The organism is Kinneretia sp. DJ1R-11 (assembly GCF_025717595.1).
In the GTDB taxonomy this organism is placed as follows: domain Bacteria; phylum Pseudomonadota; class Gammaproteobacteria; order Burkholderiales; family Burkholderiaceae_C; genus Paucibacter_A.
In genome coordinates, this window is record NZ_JAJIRR010000014.1 from 67,277 (window position 1) to 86,701 (window position 19,425).

The window sequence follows — 19,425 nt, forward strand, 5'->3', positions numbered from 1 at the left end:
GGCGAACGGCTTCTTGTGCTCATTCCGCGCTGCGTTTCAGCGGCAGCACATTGCTGGCGGGCGAGACCGATGCGGCTGTCGTGGCCCGGCGTGCCGAGGGCGCGGCCGGCAAGGCCAGCCACTGACCTTGCACTTCGACCAGATGCAGTCGTTCATCGAAGACCTGTTGCAGAGCCGCACGGGTGTCGGCCCGCTCGGGCGAGCCCTGGCAGCGGATGCGGCCGGCCTGCATGACGACCAGGCTGTCTGCTTGCAAGGCCATGTTCAGCTCGTGCAGGACGCTGACCACGGCCACGCCCGAGGCGGCCAGGCCGCGCACCAGTTCCAGCCAGTCGGCCTGGTGCGGCGGGTCGAGATGGGCCAGCGGTTCGTCCATCAGCAACACCTGAGCCTGAACCGCCAGCGCGCGAGCCAGCAACACGCGCTGGCGCTCGCCGCCCGAGAGGCGGCCCAAGGGGCGTTCGCGCCAGTCCCAGCTCTGGGTCTGCTGCATGGCTTGCAGCACGGCCGCATGGTCAGCACTGCTGGGCGGCGCCAGCCAGGCCTGGTGAGGCAGGCGGCCCAGCATCACCACCTCGTAGGCCGTCAGCACATCCGAGCTGCTTTCGTTCTGACCCAGCCAAGCCAGGGCGCGGGCGCGGTCGCGGGCTGGCCAGTCCGCCCAGTCGCGGCCCAGCAACTGCAACTGGCCCTGCATCGGCAGCAGGCCTGCGATGGCGCGCAGCAAGGTCGACTTGCCGGCGCCGTTGGGCCCGACGATGGCGGTCCATTGGCCCGGCTGCAGCGCCAGACCCAGCTCATGAAGAATCGTCTGCCCTTGCAGCTGCAGGCTTTGGACTTGCGTCTGGAGTGCCGGTGAATGTGGCGTTATTGACTTCATGCCCGGTTCTCCAGCAGGGGTTTGCGATGCATCAGCCAGAGCAGGTAGGCGCCGCCCAGCACGGTGGTGACCACGCCGACCGGAAGCTCTTGCGGCGCCACCAGCCAGCGCGCCAGGATGTCGGCCGCCAGCAGCAGGGCGCCGCCGGTCAGGGCCGAGAGCAGGAGCAGCCAGCTGTGGGTGCAGTGCAGCCGGCTGCGCACCAGGTGGGGCGCGACCAGACCGACAAAGGCGATCAGCCCGGCTTGCGCCACGGCCGCGCCGGTGGCCAGGGCCAGCACGGCAATCAGGATCAGGCGGATGGTGGGCAAGCGCACGCCCAGCGATGCGGCGGTCGATTCACCGAGCGTCATGGCATCGAGCGCACGGCTGCTGCCCAAGGCCGTCAGCAGGCAGACGGCCAGCAGCGGCGCCATGATGAGCACGCTGTTCCAGCCCAGAAAGCCAGTCGAGCCCATGACGAAGGCCTGCATGGGCCGCATGATGTCGGGCGCCATCAGAATCATCAGCGTGGTCGCCGAGCCCAGGACCACGCCGACGATGACGCCGGCCAGCAGCAAGCGCATGGTCTGTTCGACGCCACGGGCCAGGATCAAAGTCAGCAGCACGGCGCCCACAGCGCCCAGAAAAGCCGCGCCGGTCAGGCCCATGCGCAGCCACAGCGAGGCGGCCGCTGGCGAGGTGCCGGCCAGCACCAGCAGCAAGGCCACACCGAGGCCTGCGCCGGAGGAGGCGCCGAGCAAATAGGGGTCGGCCAGGGCATTGCGGAACAGGCCTTGTGCCACCGCGCCGGCCAAGCCCAGCAGGCCGCCGGCCACCCAGGCACCGATCGAGCGCGGCAGGCGGATCTGCCAGAGGATCTGCTCTTGCACCGGTTCGCTGCTGTCCAGCCAGCTCCAGCTGAAACCGGTGCTGCCCACCGCCACACCCAGCATCACCAGCAGGCTGCTGAGCAGGGCCAGGGCCAAGAGCAGGACCAGCGGCTTGTGGTGGCTCGGGATCAGCATCATGGCTTCGCTGCCGGCGCCAGGCTGCGCAGGCAGCGCGCCATCCATCCGGCGGCCTCGCCCATGCGCGGGCCGGGGCGGCTGATCACCTCGGTCTCCTCCTTGGGGAAGATGCAGAGCTGCTTGTTGCGCAGGGCCCGGATACCGGCCCAGCCCGGACGGCCGGGCAGGCTGGCGCCGCTGCGCTGCGACACCATGATGATCTGCGGATCGGCCCGTACGATGAATTCGGGGTTGAGCTTGGGGAAGGGCCCCAGTTCCTTGCCGACGATGTTCTTCACGCCCAAGCGCGTCAGCGTCTCGCCGATGAAGGACGACTCGCCAGCGGCGTAGGGCGCACTGTCGATTTCGTAGTAAATGGTCTGGCCTTTGACCGAGGCCGGCACGCTGGCCGCCGCCTGATGGACGGCCGCGTCGATCTGCTGCCAGACCTTCTGCGGCTCCGCCACGCCCAGCAGCTCGCCGATCTTGCCCAGCACGCGGCGCACATCCTCGTGGCTGCGTGTCTCCAGCACCAGCAGCTTGATGCCCAGGCTGGCCAGGCGGTCCTGCACCCGCGAGGATGCGGACAGGATGACCACATCTGGCTTGAGTGCGACGATGGTCTCGATCTGTGTGTCATCGAGGCCGCCCAGCTTGGGCAGGGCGTTCACCGAGGCCGGGTGGTTGGAATAGCGGTCCACGCCGACCAGGCGATCGCAGGCACCCAGAGCGCAGACGGTCTCGGTCAAGGAGGGCAGCAGGCTGATGATGCGGCGCGGCGGTTCGCTGAGCTGCAAGGTGTTGCCGGCGTCGTCGCTGAGCTTGATCGGCGCGGCTTGGGCACTGGCTGATATCAGCGATAGCAGAAGCAGCGGTAGCAGCAGTAGCAAAGCGGGCAGCAAGCGCGGTTGCGTGATCTTCATGCGGGTTCTCCTCCACTTCTTCCTTGTTCGACCGGCCGCGTCCAGGCCTGACCGGCGACCATCAGGGTCAGGTCTTGACAGCGGCGTGCCACGGCCTGGTTGAGTCGGCCCAATTCGTCGACGAAGTCGCGCACCTCAGGCCCCAAGGGCGAGATGCCCCAGCCGACCTCGTTGGAGACGAAGATCACCGGCGAAACCAGACCGGGCAGGCAGTCGAGCAGCGCGGCCTGTTCCGCGGCCCAGCCGGCGCGGTCGGGCCGGCCGTCCATGGGCATCAGCCAGTTGGTCAGCCACAGGGTCAGGCAGTCCACCAGCAGCAGCCGGCCCGGAGCGCTCTGGGCGCGCAGGGCCCGGCTCAGCGACATTGGCACCTCGACCGTGGTAAAGCCGGCCGGGCGATCCGCCTGGTGGCGGGCGATGCGCTGGCGCATCTCCTCGTCCCAGGCCAAGGCCGTGGCCAGCACGCAGACCTCATGGGCGGGCGAGGCCGCCTGCCAGCGCAGGGCCAGCTCTTCAGCGTGGCGGCTCTTGCCGCTGCGTTGGCCACCGACGATGAGCTGGTGCTGCGCTGTCATGGGCCTGCGTCCGGCAGCGTGGACCTTACAGCGCAGCCGGGCTGTAGCGCAGCCCGACGAAGACCGTGCGCGGTGCCTGGGCGTAGCCACCTGCTGTCTGGTAGCTGCGGTTGAAGGCATTGTCCAGATTCAGCTGCAGGCGCAGTTCGCGCGTCAGGCTGTACTGGGCGTCGAGGTTGAGCAAGGCATAGCCCGCCAGCGGCTTGGTGTTGGCGGCGTTGTCATAGCGCTGACCCGAGCTCTGCACGGCCGCGCCCAACTTCCAGTTCGCCACCGTGGTGTCGGCACGCAATGTGCCATACATGCGCGCACGGCGGGCCAGCAGCTTGCTGGTGCTCATGTCCTTGGGAGCTTGCAGGTCCACGGTGCTGGAGAGGCGAATACCGGCGATCTCGGTGCTGCCCTGCAGGCTCAGGCCTTGCAAACGGGCCGAGGCCACGTTCTGGTAGCAGCCGCCCTTGTTGATGCAGCTGCCGGCCGCGCCGTAGATGATCAGATCGCGGATGCGATTGCGGTAGGCGGTGACCGAAAACTCGCTGCGCTCATTGCCGTACTTCAGTCCGAATTCGAAGTTGCGACCATGTTCGGCATCGAGCGGCTTGACGCCGGGCTTGCTCAGATCGGGGCCGTAGATGCTGCCGCGCTGGAACAAGGTCGGCGCGCGGAAGGCGGTGCCGATGGAGCTGACCAGGCGCAGGCCCGGGGCGATCACATAGCCGGCCGCGACCGTGCCGGTGTTGACGCCACCGAACTGGCTGTCGTCGTCATGGCGGCCATGCAGCTGCAGGCTCAGCGCGTCCTGGCTCCACAGCCAGCCCAGGGCCAAAGCATTCTGGTGGCGCTTGTCGATCTTGTCTGCGGTCAGCAGGTTCGGATTCTCCAGACGGTCTTCGCGGCGCTCGACGATGAAGTTGAGCTGCTGACCTTTGCTGATCTCGTAGCTGCCGTTGAGGCTGATATTGCGCAGCCGAGTCTCGGTCTGGTAGATCGAGGGTTTGGTCTCGTACTGCTCGTTCGACTGGCCCAGGCTCAGCTGGGTTTGCAGGGCCGGCACCCACTGTGCGCTCCAGCTCAGCTGGGCAACGCGGGTGTCCTGGATGCTGTGGTCGTCGTTGTTGGGCGTGCTCTTGGAACCATCGTACTGAGCATCAGCGTGGCTGCTGAGCGCCAGCGCTTCCAGACGGTGCGCCGGATTCAGCTGCAGGCCGACACGGGCCTTGAGGTTGTGGTTCTTCCAGCCGTCACGGTCGGCGATGTAGCTGAAGCTGCTGGGTGAGTCGATGGTGCTGTTGAAGCCGTCGCTGCGTTCGCCCGCTGCGCTGAGGGCGAAGTCCAGCAGGCCCGAGCTGCCGGTGAGGCCGGCGTCGAGCTTGCGTGTGCCCAGATTGCCCAGACCGGCGCCCAACTCGGCCTGCAGGCGCGGGCCGCCCTTGCGGGTGAAGATCTGCACCACGCCGCCGACGGCGTCCGAGCCGTAGATGGCGCTGGCCGGGCCCTTGAGCACTTCCACGCGTTCAATCTGGGACAGCGGGATGCCTTGCCAGGCCGTGCCGCCGCTGGCCTGCGAATCGACGCGCACGCCGTCCACCAGTACCACGGTGTGGCGGGTTTCAGCGCCGCGCAGATAGAGCGAGGTGCTGGTGCCGGGGCCGCCATTGCGCACCATCTCCACGCAGCCGCTGTTGCGCAGCAGATCGGCCAGGCCGCCGAAGGCCTGGCGCTCGATGTCGGCGCGGTTCAGCACGGTCAGGTCAGCCAGGACTTCGCTCAGGCGAATCGGCGAACGGGTGGCCGTGACCACCACCGAATCGAGTTTGTTCGGGCCAGGGCCCTGCGCCAGGGCTTCGCCCTGGACGGCCACTGCGATCAGGGCCAGGGCAAAGGGCAGCGTACGCGCGCGGACCGTGGAGGAGGGGATGGAAGCGGGCAGGGACGCGCGCGCCTGAGTGCGGGCCTGGGGCCGGACAGAAGAGGTCATGTGAACGAGAAACAAGCAAGACTGCCAGGCACCAGCTCACCCGCTGAGCGCCTGTTGAACGATGTGCTGCGGCGCCAGCCCGGTTCGGGCAAGGGCACGCGGCGCACCACGTTGTTGGCCGGTATCCGGGCTGGTGAACATGGCCTGCTGTGTCCTTCCCAATGCCGGCAGGCATCAGTGGATTGTTGACAGAGGCTGAGGTTCAAGCGCACGCCGGAAGGCGCGACCGAACTTCGTTCACTTACCGTTGCGGGGACAGCTCAGGTTGGGCATGGCTCCGTGGGAGCGCGGCCTTTCTGATTCCCGTTTAACTGCACAGACATGAATGCCTGCACGAGCACCAACGGCGGGATTCTAGCTTGCTGCAGAGGCGGGCTTGGCGGCTTTGCCCGGCTGGGTCACCTTCGGCGCCTTGGGTGTCTTTGGTGGCTTGGGGTCTTTGGGTGTTTTGGGCGGCGTCGGGGCCTGTGCCTGCTTGCTGGGGGCGGCGGCGGCTGCGGGCGGCTGGCCTCGGCCATGGATGGCGATGGCAGGAGCCGCGCGGCGCCGGGCTTCGGCCTCTTGCTGCTGGCGCTGCACTTCGAGCTCGCGGGCCCGCCTTGCGTCCTGCTGTGCGAGTTCTTGGGCAGCGCGCCGGTCGGCTGCACTGGGCTGGTCGAAGCTGAGGGATTGAGGCGCCTTGTCAGCCGCCTCAGGGCAAGGGGCGTCGCGCAGGTCTCGCCCGTCTGGGCCGCAGCGGTAGATCGTCGTGCTGCGTGTCTGACTCTGCGCCATGACGACGCCGCTGAGCGGCAGCGCCAGGACCGCAGCCAGGGCCGCTGCGGTGAGGTGACCGAAGGGGCGGGGCTGCGGGGTGCTGTGCATGATCAGCTCACTTTCAGATCCGTTGGTGCGGGCGCATTGCTGGACACGGTGTCGGCGTCTGGCTTGTTGACCGGCTTGGGCGGCTTGGGCCGTGGCGGCTTGGCGTGGATCTTGGCCAGGGCCTTGTCCATCTGCCCGCTCAACATCAGCTCCACGGCCTCCATGGATTTGGCAATGCAGTTCTGCAACAGCTCGCGCTCCGACAGCGGGGGCTTGCGCAGCACATAGCCGGCCACCTCGCCCTTGTGGCCCGGGTGACCGATGCCCAGGCGCAGACGCCAGAAATTGGCCGAGCCCAGCTGGGCCTGCATGTCCTTCAAGCCGTTGTGGCCGCCGTTGCCGCCGCCTTGCTTGAACTTCATCTCTCCGGGCAGCAGATCGAGCTCGTCGTGAATCGCCAGGATCTGCTCGGGCTCGATCTTGAAGAAGCGGGCCAGCGCCGCCACCGACTTGCCCGAAAGGTTCATATAGGTCATGGGCTGCAGCAGCCAGACCGGGCCGTCGCTGCCGGGCGCGTTGTTCACGCGTGCGCACAGGCCGTAGTAATTGCGTTCGGGCTGCAGGGTGGTGCCCAGCTTGCGCGCCAGCGCATCGGTCCACCAGAAACCGGCGTTATGGCGCGTGTCTTCGTACTCGGCGCCCGGGTTGCCCAGGCCAACAAAGAGTCGGATGCTCATGCGGAAGATTATGGCCTTGTGGCTGTCGGTCTTGGAGCTGTGGCGGCTCCGACCTCAAGCCTTGAGATGAAACAAAAAAGGCCCCGCAGAGCAGGGCCTTCTTCTTGATGCCGATGCCTCGCGTGAGCAGGGTAAATCGGCAGGGCAGTGCGGGAAGAAAAGAAGAATTACTTCTTCTTCTTCTTCTTGCCGTCGTCGGCCGGAGCGGCAGCTGCGGCCACCACGACTTCAACCACGGGCTCCACCGGCGTGGCGACCACGGGGTTCGGCTTGCCGTGCGTCACGACCTTGATACCTGCGGGGATCTTCAGGTCATTGACGTGCACCGAGTGACCCTTGGTCAGGCCGCTCAGGTCCACTTCGATGAAAGCGGGCAGTTGCTGAGCCAGGCAGGTGATCTGCAGCTCGGTGATGATGTGGTTGACCGTGCAGTGGTCGGTCTTCACAGCAGGCGAAGTGTCTTCACCGATGAAGTGCAGCGGGATCTTCTTGGTGATCTTGGTGCTGCTGTCCACGCGCTGGAAGTCGCAGTGCAGGACTTGCGGCTTGTAGGGGTGCAGTTGGAAGTCGCGCAGCAGAACTTGCGTGACGGCGCCGTTCAGTTCCATCTCGAGGATGGTGCTGTGGAAGGCTTCCTTCTTCAGGGCGTGGAACAGGGCGTTGTGGTCCAGTTCGATGTTGGCAGGAGCGCCAGCGCCGAAAACGATACCAGGAACGCGGCCGGCAATGCGCAGGCGGCGGCTCGCTCCGGTCCCCTGCAGATTGCGCTCAAAAGCGGTGAATTTCATAGTGACTCCAAAAGGGCTGAACACCGCAAGCGGTGTTCATGGTGTTGAGCGCCCGCGACCAGGCTGCTCAGTGAAATGCAGTCCGAACTGCGACTGCATGTGATTCGGGCGCCGCGGCTGAACGCTGCGTCGCCCGAAAATTTGCTTAGAAATTGTTGTTCTGCTCGCTAAACAGCGAGGTGACCGACTCACCGTCCGAAATGCGGCGGATGGTTTCGGCGAACAGGAAGGCAACCGACAGCTGGCGGATCTTGCCGCAGGCCTTGGCGGCGTCGTTCAGCGGAATGGTGTTGCTGATGACGACTTCGTCCAGGTGCGACTTGGAGATGCGCTCGATGGCGGGGCCCGACAGAATGGGGTGGGTGCAGTAGGCGAACACGCTCTTGGCGCCACGGTCCTTCAGCACTTCAGCGGCCTTCACCAGGGTGCCTGCCGTGTCGATCATGTCATCCATGATCACGCAGTTGCGGCCGTCGATCTCACCGATGACGTGCATCACTTCCGAGACATTGGCGGCCGGACGGCGCTTGTCGATGATGGCCAGATCGCAGCCCAGCTGCTTGGCCAGGGCGCGCGCGCGGACCACACCGCCGACGTCAGGGCTGACCACCACCAGATTGCTGTAGTTGCGGGCCTTCAGGTCCGACAGCAGCACGGGCGAGGCGTAGATGTTGTCAACCGGGATGTCGAAGAAGCCTTGGATCTGGTCGGCGTGCAAGTCCATGGTCAGGACGCGCTCGACACCGACGGTTTCCAGCAAATTGGCCACCACCTTGGCCGAGATCGGCACGCGGGTCGAACGGGGGCGGCGGTCCTGGCGGGCGTAACCGTAGTAGGGGATCACGGCGGTGATGCGGCGAGCGCTGGCGCGCTTCAGGGCATCGACCATGATCAGCAGTTCCATCAGGTTCTCGTTCGTCGGCGCGCAAGTGGGCTGGATGACGAAGACGTCGCGAGCGCGAACGTTTTGCTGGATCTCGACCGTGACTTCACCATCGGAGAAGCGACCGACCACAGCCTTGCCGAGCTCGAGGCCCAGATGCGTGGCGATTTCTTGGGAGAGCACCGGATTGGCGTTACCGGTGAAGAGGACGGTATTGAGCAGCACGGGCCATCCTTTGGGTCAAGGACCCGTGGCCAGCCAGCGTGTCCGGGTGGGTATCTACGAGAAAGAAATTTGGCAGGGGAAGAAGGATTCGAACCTTCGCATGTCGGAATCAAAATCCGATGCCTTAACCAACTTGGCGACTCCCCTACACAGGACACTGCAGAGCTGCAGCACCCCATAACTTGTGTCAGTCTTTGTTCGTCCAACCCTGCAAAGGGTGGCGATTCAGACTGCGGCAAATTCTACCAGACCAGTGAGTGGGTAAACCCGAAATCAGCTGATTTTTTTCACGGTAGTCAATCCCGTCTTTCCCGTACTCATGGGTATTTTCTGGAGCGCACTCGGAAGCGTCGACTCTTGCAAATACCGCACTGCCTGAACCCGTCATCCGGCTGTTGCCGAATCGCGATTCCAGCAGTTCGAGTGCCTGTACCACCTCGGGGCAGAAGTCCTCGGCCGGCTTTTGCAGGTCGTTGCGACCAAAGCCATTCAAGAGTTTCTTCACTCCTTCGGAGTCCAAGCTCACTGCGCTTGTCAGGGCGCCAGCATCTTCAGACAGCGCCAATTTCTTGGTTTTGTCGTCGCTGCTGTTGTGTGCAGGAAAGCCCGCTACTATAGCCACGGAATTTGATCTTGCCAAGAGGAGGCTCGAAAATATTTTCTGCGTGGGGATGCTGGCGGCCGGTTTCACCACGGCAAAGCTCATCTCCGGCAGCTCGATCGGATGCAGGATTTCACCGATGCCTTCGACGAAAGCATGGCTGCCGCCGAGGAAAAACGGCACATCGGCGCCCAGGCTCAGGCCCAGGGGCAGCAGGCGCGACAGCGGCCAATTCAGGCCCCAGAGGCGGTTCAAAGCGAGCAGGGTCGAGGCGGCGTCGGACGATCCGCCGCCCATGCCGGCGCCGGCCGGCAAGCGCTTTTCGATATGGATGTCCGCGCCCAGCGTGCAGCCGCTTTGCTGCTGCAGCGCGCGAGCGGCGCGCAGGCACAGGTCGTCGGCGGGCAGGGCGTCGCCCTGGTCATGGCGCTGCAGCAAGCCGTCGCCACGGCGCTCGAAGTGCAGGGTGTCGGACCAATCGATCAAGGCGAAGATGGACTGCAGCAGGTGATAGCCGTCCGGCCGCTTGCCCACCACATGCAGGAACAGGTTGAGCTTGGCAGGGGCGGGAACGTCGTAGAGCGCTTGCATGGCGGGCAAAGGTCAGAAAGGGGCGAGAAACAAAGGCCGGGCGCTTCAGTTGGCGTCCAGGCGCGCGCGCAGGATCACGGTCGGGCTGGCATTGCGGCTGGCAACGATCAAACCTTCGGCGCGGCGCGCCAAGTCGAGACGCCAGCCCAGTTGCTCGAAGCCGCTCTGCGGGGCCGGCAAGGCTTCGTGGGTGGCCTGCGGCCAGGGCTGGCCACGCAGCCAGTCGAACAGGGCAGCAAGCGGCACGGTCTCGCCCAGCATCTCGCGGGTCAGCGCGTCGAGGTTGTCGAAGCGGCGCTCGCCTTCGGGCGTCCGCAGGCTGACCTCGCCGCTGTCCCAGCGTGCGCGGGCCACCAGGCTGCCCAGGGGCGTGCTCAGCTCCAACAGGCCGGCGGCGGGGCCGCCACTGAGGTCGAAACTGACATTGCCGCCGCTCGGCCGGCCGTTGATGCCAGTGGTCTGCACGCTGAGTCGTCCAGTTATGCGCGTTGCATCGGCTGCGCTCGACACGGAGCTGGCGGGCGCCTGTTGCGGCGCCAAGCTGGCGCAGCCGCCCAGGAACAATGCGGCGACGGCCAATGCCGGCGCCAGGCGGCGCAGGCTCACAGCTTGACCTTCAGGCGTTTGAGCGTGTCCAGCAATGCTTCGTTCTTGGGGTCACGACGCATGCCCTCGGCCCAGACGCGGCGGGCTTCGTCCTGCTTGTCGCTGGCCCAGAGCACCTCGCCCAGGTGGGCGGCAATCTCGGCGTCGGGGCGGGCCTCGAAGGCCAGGCGCAGCAGGCGCTGGGCTTCTTCCTTATTGCCCAGGCGGAACTCGACCCAGCCCATGCTGTCCATGATGAAGGGCTCGGAGGGCACCAGGCTCAGCGCCTTGGCGATCAGGCCGCGCGCTTCTTCCAGGCGGATATTGCGATCGGCCAGCGAATAGCCGAGCGCGTTGTAGGCATGGTGGTGGTCGGCCTTGAGAGCGATCACGCGCTTGAGCAAGGTCTCCATCTCATCCAAGCGGCCCAGCTTCTCGGCCATCATCGATTGCTCGTAGATCAGGTCCGTTTCATTGGGCAGGCGGGCCGTGGCGCGGGCCAGCACCTCGTAGGCCAGCTGCCATTCACGGCGGTCGCGCAGCAGCTGCGATTCGGCCATCAGCTTGGCCCGGGTGGCCTCGGGGCTGTCCTCGGGCAAGTCCTGCAGGAGTTTGCGAGCTTCGGGCAGGCGGCCCTGGCGAGCCATCAAGGAAGCGCGGCGGTACTGGGCTTCGAAGCGCCGCTGTGGACTGTCCACCTTGATCAACCAAGCTTCGGCCGCCTTCAGATCACCGCGCTGTTCGGCGGCCTGGGCCAGCATCAGCCAGGATTGCTGGCGCGCTTCCATGTGGGTCTCGGCCTGCTCTTCCTGGGCCTCGGCGCTGCTGGCTTCCAGGCGGCGCAGGTATTCGAGCAGGGCTGATTCGGCCGCCTCGGGCTGGCGCAGTTCCAGCTCCAAGGTGCCCAGCGCGAACCAGGCCGTCAGCTGATCGGGGTTCTTCAGGGTCACGGCCCGGAATTCGCGGGCAGCGTCCGAGGGTCGCTGGGCCCGTGCCAGCGCGCGGCCATAGGCCAGGCGCAGCTTGTGGTCGTCGGGGGTAATTTTCAGGCGGGCTTCGATCAATCGCTCCGCTTCCGGCTGATCGGGCATGAGCTCCAGGGCCAGTTGCAGGCTGTCGTCGCTCTCAGGGAATTGCCGCGCCAGGTTCTGGCTGATGCTCAGCGCGCGCGCCTTGTCGCCGGCTGCCATGGCCAGCCTGGCCAGCACGACCTGGGCCGCCAGCCGGGTTTCTGGCTGCTGGCTGGCGCTTTGCAGCAGAGGCTCGAAGCTGGCCAGCACCCGCTGAGGTTCGGCGGCACGCTGGAACAGGCGAGGCAGGCCGGCCAGCACGGAGCCGCGCTGCTCGGGTGGGTTCAATGCCAGCAGCGCACGCAGCGGCTCCACGGCTTCGGCCGGGCGATTCAGCAAGGCCAGCAGTTGGATGGTCATCTGCTGAGCCGGCAGCGAAGCCGGCAGGCTCTCGCGCCAGGCGCGTGCGGCCGACAGGGCTTGGTCACCCGCGCGCGCTTGCAGGGCGATGTTGACGACGCGCTTGAACAGCTCCTCGTCCTTGGTGCGGCGTGCCGCGTCAAGCAGCACCTGGTAAGCCACACCAGCTTGGCCGGTGCTCAGCTCCAGTTCACCGACCAGGAGTTGGTAGAACAAAGGCGCGTCGAGTTCGGAGTTGCTGGGCTTGGCCTCGCTCGCGCTCTTGGACGCTTCGGGCGAGGTGGCGGCGCTGGCCGTCATGGCCCCCGCACCGAAAAGGCCGGCCGCCAGGAGGGCAAGAACTGGGGCCCTGAGCTTGGGGCTCGGGCGGTGGCGGCGTAAGGATTCGGGCATGCAACAAGCTCCTGCGTGATCACAAGACCCGGGCTTGGCTTGCTCGGGCTGAGGGCATTCTGCACCGATATGATCGCCGCCATGCCCGAGCTCCCCGAAGTCGAAGTCACCCGCCGCAGCTTTGCCGATGCCATTGAGGGAGCCACGGTGCAGTCGGTGCGCCTGGGCAAGCCGCTGCGCTGGCCACTGGGCCTGGAGCCGCAGCGCCTGGTCGGTGCCCGTGTGGGCGCGACCACGCGGCGAGGTAAATATTTGTGGTTACCGCTGAGTTCGCAGCTCGCCCCGGGAGGTTTGCTGATGCATCTGGGCATGTCGGGCAGCCTGGGCTTCAGCCCTGATCCGGGCGCGCCGGCCGGCTTGCATGATCACTTTGACTTGCAGACCGACCGTGGTCTCTTGCGCCTGAACGACCCGCGCCGCTTTGGCGCCGTGGTCTGGTCACCGGGCCTGACGGCCGACCCCGCTGCCAAGCTGCTGGCCGGCCTGGGGCTGGAGCCTTTTGATGCCCGCTTCGATGGCCCCCATCTGCATGCCGGCCTGAGCGGCCGGCGTGTGGCGGTCAAGCAGGCCTTGCTGGCCGGCGACATCGTTGTCGGCGCCGGCAATATCTACGCTTGCGAGGCTCTGTTCCTGGCCGGCATTGACCCGCGCCTGGCGGCGTACAAGCTCAGTCGCCCGCGTGCCGCGCGCCTGGCCGCCGCCGTGCGCGGTGTGCTGGCGCAGGCGCTGGAGGCCGGTGGCACGACCTTGCGCGATTTCAAGGACGCGCACGGTGTGGCCGGCAGCTTCCAGATGCAGGCCCAGGTCTATGGCCGTGAAGGCCAGCCCTGCCTCGTCTGCGGCACGCCGATTCGCCGCATCGTCCAGGGCGCACGCTCCACTTTTTTCTGTTCCCAATGTCAAAAGCGATGATGGTCAAGGACAGCGGCAGCGCCGCGCTGCCGCTGGAGTTTGGCGAGCGCCTGGTGGCTTGGCAAAAGCGCCATGGCCGGCACGAGCTACCCTGGCAGAAGACCCGCGATCCCTACCGCGTCTGGTTGTCCGAGATCATGTTGCAGCAGACGCAGGTGACGACAGTGCTGGGCTATTACCAGCGCTTTCTTGAGCGCTTCCCGACCGTGGCTGATCTGGGCGCTGCTTCGTTGGACGAGGTGCTCGCGCTTTGGGCCGGCCTCGGCTACTACAGCCGCGCGCGCAATCTCCATGCCTGCGCACGCGCCGTGGCGGCGCGGCCCGACGGGCGTTTCCCGCCCACGGCGGCCGAACTGCAGGACTTGCCCGGCATCGGCCGTTCCACCGCTGCGGCAGTGGCGGCCTTCTGCTTCGGCGAGCGCATCGCCATCCTCGACGGCAATGTCAAACGCGTGCTGGGCCGTCTGCTCGCCTTCCCGGGCGACCTGGCCAGCAGTGCGCAAGAAAAACTGCTCTGGCAGCATGCACAGGCCCTGCTGCCGGCTGAAGGCATCGAGTCCTACACGCAGGGCTTGATGGATCTGGGCGCCACCGTCTGCACGCCGCGCTCGCCGCAATGCCTGATCTGCCCGGCCGAGAGCCTGTGCGCCGGCCGCAAGACCGGCGAGCCCACCCAGTTCCCGATCAAGACCCGCAAGCTCAAGCGCAGCCGGCGCGAGAACTGGTGGCTGTGGCTGGAGCATGAGGGTCAGGTCTTGCTGCAGCAGCGGCCGGACACCGGCGTCTGGGCCGGGCTCTGGAGCCTGCCCTTGTTCGAAGACGAGGCGCAGCTGCAGTCCCATGCGCAAACCTTGGGCGCCACGCCCGATGTGCTGCCGCGCATCGAGCATGCGTTGACCCATCTGGACTGGGTGCTGCACCCGCGTCGTGCCGTTCTCGGCCCCGAGGCGGCGCATCGTGCCGGGCAGCAGGGGCAGTGGGTGGCGCGTGAGGCGCTGGCCAGCTACGGCCTGCCGGCGCCGCTGAAGAAGCTGCTGGGCTGAGCGCTAGCCCGGATGTTTCACGAGGTCGGCCCTGGTCGGTCCGCAGCACCGATGAGCACGATGATCTCTCGCTTCGACCTTCGATCCATCTTGGACACTGGGCCTACGCGTGCTTGCGCGGCCCAGACCTTGCCTCTGACGCCTCAACTCCTCGCCGATGCCACTGGGCATCGGCTGCGGCCGTCTCGGCGCCACTGGCTGCGGCCTGGACGCATGCAGTTCCCGCGTCCCTCGTGAAACATCCGGGCTAGGCTTCAGCGCGCGTCCAGCTCGCGGTGCCGCTTGAGCACCGGCCCATGCTTGCCGAACAAGCGGGCCAAGGTTTCAACCAGATAGACCGAGCGATGCTGGCCGCCGGTGCAGCCGATGGCCACCGTCAGATAACTGCGTTGGTCGGCGGCAAAGTTGGGCAGCCAGCGGTTCAGAAACTCGCCGATCTGCTTGAACATCACTTGCACCTCGGGCTGGGCCTGCAGGAAATCGGCCACCGGCTTGTCGCGCCCGGTCAGCGGCCGCAGTTCGCGGTCGTAATAGGGGTTGGGCAGCACGCGCACATCGAACACAAAGTCGGCATCGCTGGGCACGCCATGCTTGAAGGCAAAGGACTCAAACACCAGGGTCAGCTTGTTGCTGGGCGCCAGCACCAGATCGCGCACCCAGGCGCGCAGCTGGGCCGGGCGCAGCTGGCTGGTGTCCAACACGGTGGATTCCACGCGCAGGGCGGCGAGCATCTCGCGCTCCAGCTCGATCGCTTCCAGCAGTGCGCGGTGGCCATTGTCCGAGCTGCCCTGGCCTCCACGGGCGTGTGGCTCTGCACCGTCGAGCTCACCAAACTGGCTGGTCTCGTCGATGCGCAGTGGGTGCGGCCGGCGCGTCTCGGAGAAGCGCCGCATCAGTGTCTCGGTGTTGGCGTCCAGGAAGATTGAGCGGATGGCCACGCCTGAGGCGCGCAGCTGCTTGAACAGCGGCAGCAGCAGGGGCAGTGAACCGGCGCTGCGCACATCGACCGCGATCGCCACGCGGCGCTCGCCGCGCTGCGCTTCCAGTTTGAGGAAATCCAGCAGCAGTTCGGCCGGCAGGTTGTCCACGCAGAAAAACTCAGCATCCTCCAGCGCATGCATGACCAGCGACTTGCCGCCGCCGGACATGCCGGTCACCAGGACCACGGTGCTGGCTTCGGCTTGGGCGGCATCGTAGGGGGATGTCGTCGTCGTCATGATCGTGCTTTCTTGGCCTTGCTGCCGGGGGAGGTGAGTGAAGAAGAAGATAAAGAGGAAGGAGGTGTGGATGCGGAAGCGTCCAGGGCCGACAGATCCAGCATTTCCTGGGCATGGGCCTGGGCGGTGGACGACAAGCGCTCGCCACCCAGCATGCGGGCAATCTCGGCCACCCGCGCTTCGCCCACCACCGGCTGCACATCGCTGCAGGTCTGGCCGCCGCGCAAGGCCTTGGCCACCAGCAGATGGTGGTCCGCACAGGCGGCCACTTGGGGCAGGTGAGTGACGGCCAGCACCTGGCTGCTGCGGCCCAGCTGCTTCATCAGCCGGCCCACGGTTTCAGCCACGGCGCCGCCGACGCCGGCGTCGATTTCGTCAAAGATCAAGGTGCCCACGCCCGCGTTCACGCCCGTGCCGGTCTTCTGGCAGGTGGTGACGGCAATGGCCAGAGCGATGCGCGAGAGCTCGCCGCCCGAGGCCACCTTGGCCAGCGGCCGCGGCGCGCTGCCGGCGTGGCCGGCGACCAGGAATTCGGCCGACTCCAGGCCATAGCTCTGCGGCTGCTCTTGCGGCAGCAGGGCGATGTCGAACTGGCCGCCGTTCATGCCCAGCAGCTGCATGGCGGCGGTGACGGCACCGGCCAGGGCGGGAGCGGCTTGGGCGCGCGCGGCGCTGACCCGGCGCGCCTCGGCATCAAAGGCCTTGCGGGCCGCGGCCAGGCTGGTTTGCAGGGCGGCCAGGTCGGTGGCGGCGTCCAGCGCGGCCAGCTCCTGGCTCCACTGCGCATGCAGGGCTGGAAGCTCCTGCGGCGGGCGGCGGTAGCGGCGAGCCAGGTTCAACCAGGCGGAGACGCGCTCGTCCAGCTCGTCCATGCGGCCCGGTTCGCTGTCGGCGCCGTGCAGATAGGTGCTCAAGCTGTGGCCGGCGTCCTGGATCTGCGCCTGCGCGCCGCGCAGGGCTTCCACGGCTGAGCCCAGGCGGGCGTCGTAGTCGAGCACGTTCTCGAGCCGATCCAGCGCCTCGCCGGTCAGCGACTCGGCCGTGCTGCCCTCGGCCTCGCTGAGCAGCTCCAGCGCGGCGCGCACGGCGTCGAGCAGGGACTGCGCATGCGAAAGCCGCTGGTGCTCGGCATTGAGCTCCTCCCACTCATCGGCGCCGGGCGCCAGGCGGGCGATCTCGCCGATCTGCCAGGCCAGGCGCTCGCGCTCGCTGAGCAGCTCACTCTGGCGCGTCTGCGCGGCGTCCAGCGCCTCGCTGGCGCGCTTCCAGTCGGCGAAGGCAGTGGCGAGGGGGCGGGTGTCCAAGTCGGCATAACTGTCCAGCAGGGCGCGCACCGAGGCCGGGCGGGTCAGGCCTTGCCAGGCATGCTGGCCGTGGATGTCCAACAGGCTGTCGGCCAGCTCACGCAGCTGGCTGATGGTGGCGGCGCTGCCGTTGATCCAGGCCCGGCTCTTGCCCTGGCTGTCGATCACACGGCGCAGCAGCAGGCTGGCGCTTTCGGATTCAAAGCCGGCCTCGTCCAGCCAGCCGGTCAAATGGGCGGGGCAGTCGAACTCGGCCGAGATCTCGGCGCGCGCCGCGCCCTCGCGCACCACGCCGGCATCGCCGCGCTGGCCCAGGGCCAGTTGCAGCGCGTCGATCAAGATGGATTTGCCGGCCCCGGTCTCGCCGGTCAGCACCGAGAAGCCGGCGCCGAAATCGAGCTCCAGCTCGGGCACGATGACGAAGTCACGCAGACTCAGGCGTCGCAACATGGTTCAGCTCACCCCTTCGTACCAGCGCAGCTTGCGGCGCAGGGTGGCGTAATAGCTCCAGCCCTTGGGGTGCAGGAAGCAGACCTGGTGGGCCGAGCGGCGCACGGTGATGCGGTCGCCGTGCAGCAGGCTGGCCAGGCTTTGCATATCGAAATTGACGCTGGCGTCGCGCCCGGCCACGATCTCCATGCGCACCTCGCCGGTGTCCGGCAGCACGATGGGTCGGTTGGACAAGGTGTGCGAAGCAATCGGCACCAGCAGCCAGCCGCCGATGCTGGGGTGCATGATGGGCCCGCCGGCCGAAAGCGCGTAGGCGGTAGAACCGGTGGGCGAGGCGACGATGATGCCGTCGGCCCGCATATTGGCCACGAACTCGTCGCCCACATCCACGCGCAGCTCCACCATGCTGGCGGTGGCGCCGCGGCTGACCACCACGTCGTTCAGGGCCAAGCCTTCAAAGATGCTTTCGCCGTCGCGCCAGACGGCGCCTTCCAGCATGGAGCGCTTCTCGGTTTCGAAGTCGCCGTCCAGAATCGGCGCCAGCGCTTCCTGGAATTTTTCCAGCGAGATGTCGGTGATGAAGCCCAGGCGGCCCTGGTTGATGCCGACCAGGGGCGTGCCATGGCGGGCCATCTCGCGGGCGAAGCCCAGCATGGTGCCGTCGCCGCCGACGACGATGGCCAGGTCGCAGCGCGTGCCCAACTCCTCGGTCGTCAGGGACTCAAACGCCGTCATGCCGGTGTTGAGTGCGGTCTCGCTTTCGAGGGAAACATCGAGGCCTTGCCGCATCAGAAAATCGGCAATCTCCTCCAGAATCGGGCGAATGCCGCGGGCCTGGTGTTTGCCGACGATTGCCACATGTTGGAAACGTTTGGCCATAGCGAAGAATTACACCACAGCACTATGTCAGTCCGCTGAAGGCCGGCGCCAGTCCCTACAATGGCGCCATGCTCGACGAGCGATCCAAATCCCTTCTGAAAACCCTGGTCGAACGCTATATCGCGGACGGCCAACCTGTCGGTTCCCGCACGCTGTCCAAAGCCTCCGGTCTGGAGCTGAGCCCGGCTACCATTCGCAATGTGATGGCCGATCTGGAAGAGCTGGGCTTGATCGCCAGCCCCCACACCAGCGCTGGCCGCATCCCGACTGCCCGCGGCTACCGCCTTTTCGTCGACACCATGCTGACCGCCCAGCCCGGCCTGGTGGTGCCCGACGACCGGCCGATCGAGACGCAGATCCAGCCCGACCAGCCGCAGCGCGTGATCGCCAGCGCTGCGCACCTGCTGTCCAGCCTGTCCAATTTCGTCGGCGTGATCACCGCGCCGCGCAAGCCCAGCGTTTTCCACCACATCGAATTCCTGCGCCTGGGCGAACGCCGGGTGCTGGTCATCATGGTTTCGCCCGATGGTGATGTGCAGAACCGCGTCATCTTCACCGCCCAAGACCACAGCCAGTCCGAGCTGGCCGAGGCCAGCAACCGCCTCAACGCCAGCTATGCCGGCCTGAGCCTGGAGGCTGTGCGTGAGCGGCTCAAGAATGAAGTGGACCAGCTGCGCGGCGAAATCTCCGGCCTGATGAGTGCGGCCGTGCAGGCCGGCACCGAGGCGATGGCCGACGAGCAAGAGCGCGTCATCATCTCCGGCGAGCGTAATCTGCTCACCGTGCAAGACTTCTCCAACGATATGGGCAGTCTGCGCCGCCTGTTCGATATGTTCGAGCAGAAGACGCAGCTCATGCGCCTGCTCGATGTCTCCAGCCGCGCCGAGGGCGTGCGCATCTACATCGGCGGCGAAAGCCAGGTTGTGCCCTTCGAAGAACTGTCCATCGTCTCCTCGCCCTACGAGGTCAACGGCCAGGTCGTCGGCACCCTGGGCGTCATCGGCCCCACCCGCATGGCCTACGACCGCATGATCCAGATCGTGGACATCACGTCGAGGATGGTGAGTCAGGCGTTGTCGCAGAAGTGAGGGAGTGGGCGAGGGCGGCGCTGCGTGCGCTGTGAATGAGTGAAAGGGTGAACGGGTGAACAAGTGCAGGCCCGGCTGTTTCACGACTCACGATTCACAGCGCCCAGTCTTCATCTACATCGCCACCTATACAATCGTGGGCTTCGCCGG

Annotated in this window: 18 protein-coding genes, 1 tRNA gene and 1 riboswitch; of the genes, 3 read left to right on the forward strand and 16 right to left on the reverse strand. The window is 66.6% G+C overall.

The genetic code is table 11. From position 1 onward, the window contains the following. Positions 1 to 19: 19 nt before the first annotated feature. The 13 genes from LNV23_RS19900 to LNV23_RS19960 form a co-directional block, all read right to left on the reverse strand. Positions 20 to 880, reverse strand: a complete 861-nt coding sequence (locus LNV23_RS19900) for an ABC transporter ATP-binding protein (RefSeq protein ID WP_263516873.1) — start codon at positions 878 to 880, stop codon at positions 20 to 22. Next, positions 877 to 1,887, reverse strand: coding sequence for a FecCD family ABC transporter permease (locus LNV23_RS19905; protein WP_263564670.1), 1,011 nt, complete (start codon positions 1,885 to 1,887; stop codon positions 877 to 879). Before LNV23_RS19905 ends, LNV23_RS19900 begins: the two co-directional genes overlap by 4 nt. Then, positions 1,887 to 2,792, reverse strand: coding sequence for an ABC transporter substrate-binding protein (locus LNV23_RS19910; protein WP_263564589.1), 906 nt, complete (start codon positions 2,790 to 2,792; stop codon positions 1,887 to 1,889). Before LNV23_RS19910 ends, LNV23_RS19905 begins: the two co-directional genes overlap by 1 nt. Next, entirely contained in the window at positions 2,789 to 3,367 is a 579-nt protein-coding gene (cobU, locus tag LNV23_RS19915) for a bifunctional adenosylcobinamide kinase/adenosylcobinamide-phosphate guanylyltransferase (RefSeq protein ID WP_263564590.1), read from the reverse strand. The genes LNV23_RS19910 and cobU overlap by 4 nt, the downstream gene beginning before the upstream one ends. A gap of 25 nt (positions 3,368 to 3,392) precedes the next feature. Then, positions 3,393 to 5,345 carry a TonB-dependent receptor plug domain-containing protein gene (locus tag LNV23_RS19920; protein WP_263564591.1) on the reverse strand — a complete coding sequence of 651 codons (1,953 nt, stop codon included), beginning with the start codon at positions 5,343 to 5,345 and terminating at the stop codon, positions 3,393 to 3,395. 99 nt (positions 5,346 to 5,444) lie between these two features. Then, positions 5,445 to 5,705: riboswitch (cobalamin riboswitch) on the reverse strand. Next, complete coding sequence (locus LNV23_RS19925; RefSeq protein WP_263564592.1) at positions 5,700 to 6,209, reverse strand: hypothetical protein; 510 nt, start codon at positions 6,207 to 6,209, stop codon at positions 5,700 to 5,702. Its footprint overlaps the riboswitch before it by 6 nt. Before the next feature lie 2 nt (positions 6,210 to 6,211). Then, the gene (gene pth, locus LNV23_RS19930) at positions 6,212 to 6,886 is read right to left on the reverse strand and encodes an aminoacyl-tRNA hydrolase (RefSeq protein WP_263564593.1); all 675 of its coding nucleotides are present in this window, start codon (positions 6,884 to 6,886) and stop codon (positions 6,212 to 6,214) included. Positions 6,887 to 7,053: 167 nt separating this feature from the next. Continuing rightward, positions 7,054 to 7,674: a 50S ribosomal protein L25/general stress protein Ctc gene (locus tag LNV23_RS19935; protein WP_263516880.1), complete on the reverse strand. Its 621-nt coding sequence runs from the start codon at positions 7,672 to 7,674 to the stop codon at positions 7,054 to 7,056. A gap of 145 nt (positions 7,675 to 7,819) precedes the next feature. Then, entirely contained in the window at positions 7,820 to 8,782 is a 963-nt protein-coding gene (locus tag LNV23_RS19940; RefSeq protein ID WP_124448124.1) for a ribose-phosphate pyrophosphokinase, read from the reverse strand. Positions 8,783 to 8,852: 70 nt separating this feature from the next. Further along, a tRNA-Gln gene (locus LNV23_RS19945) sits at positions 8,853 to 8,929 on the reverse strand. 40 nt (positions 8,930 to 8,969) lie between these two features. After that, on the reverse strand, positions 8,970 to 9,974 hold the full coding sequence (ispE, locus tag LNV23_RS19950; RefSeq protein ID WP_263564594.1) for a 4-(cytidine 5'-diphospho)-2-C-methyl-D-erythritol kinase: 1,005 nt from the start codon (positions 9,972 to 9,974) through the stop codon (positions 8,970 to 8,972). 45 nt (positions 9,975 to 10,019) lie between these two features. Then, positions 10,020 to 10,580 (reverse strand): lipoprotein insertase outer membrane protein LolB, encoded by a 561-nt coding sequence (locus tag LNV23_RS19955; protein WP_263564595.1) that lies wholly within the window; start codon positions 10,578 to 10,580, stop codon positions 10,020 to 10,022. Continuing rightward, positions 10,577 to 12,289: a tetratricopeptide repeat protein gene (locus LNV23_RS19960; protein WP_263564596.1), complete on the reverse strand. Its 1,713-nt coding sequence runs from the start codon at positions 12,287 to 12,289 to the stop codon at positions 10,577 to 10,579. Before LNV23_RS19960 ends, LNV23_RS19955 begins: the two co-directional genes overlap by 4 nt. 174 nt (positions 12,290 to 12,463) lie before the next feature. Here LNV23_RS19960 and mutM point away from each other — a divergent pair, with 174 nt between their 5' ends. Both mutM and mutY read left to right on the forward strand, forming a co-directional pair. Beyond that, on the forward strand, positions 12,464 to 13,294 hold the full coding sequence (gene mutM / locus LNV23_RS19965; protein WP_263564597.1) for a bifunctional DNA-formamidopyrimidine glycosylase/DNA-(apurinic or apyrimidinic site) lyase: 831 nt from the start codon (positions 12,464 to 12,466) through the stop codon (positions 13,292 to 13,294). Beyond that, a complete protein-coding gene (gene mutY, locus LNV23_RS19970) occupies positions 13,279 to 14,337 on the forward strand; it encodes an A/G-specific adenine glycosylase (RefSeq protein ID WP_411910605.1) in 1,059 nt (352 codons plus the stop codon). Before mutM ends, mutY begins: the two co-directional genes overlap by 16 nt. A 254-nt stretch (positions 14,338 to 14,591) precedes the next feature. Here mutY and rapZ read toward each other — a convergent pair whose 3' ends face one another. The 3 genes from rapZ to LNV23_RS19985 are packed head-to-tail and all read right to left on the reverse strand — an operon-like array spanning position 14,592 to position 18,187. Next, positions 14,592 to 15,554: an RNase adapter RapZ gene (gene rapZ, locus LNV23_RS19975; protein WP_263564598.1), complete on the reverse strand. Its 963-nt coding sequence runs from the start codon at positions 15,552 to 15,554 to the stop codon at positions 14,592 to 14,594. Then, positions 15,551 to 17,308, reverse strand: a complete 1,758-nt coding sequence (gene recN / locus LNV23_RS19980) for a DNA repair protein RecN (protein WP_263564599.1) — start codon at positions 17,306 to 17,308, stop codon at positions 15,551 to 15,553. The genes rapZ and recN overlap by 4 nt, the downstream gene beginning before the upstream one ends. 3 nt (positions 17,309 to 17,311) lie before the next feature. Further along, positions 17,312 to 18,187, reverse strand: coding sequence for an NAD kinase (locus LNV23_RS19985; RefSeq protein ID WP_263516887.1), 876 nt, complete (start codon positions 18,185 to 18,187; stop codon positions 17,312 to 17,314). Between the two features lie 68 nt (positions 18,188 to 18,255). Between LNV23_RS19985 and hrcA the strand changes: the two genes are divergently transcribed. Then, positions 18,256 to 19,275 carry a heat-inducible transcriptional repressor HrcA gene (hrcA, locus tag LNV23_RS19990; RefSeq protein ID WP_263516888.1) on the forward strand — a complete coding sequence of 340 codons (1,020 nt, stop codon included), beginning with the start codon at positions 18,256 to 18,258 and terminating at the stop codon, positions 19,273 to 19,275. The last annotated feature ends 150 nt before the right edge of the window (positions 19,276 to 19,425 follow it).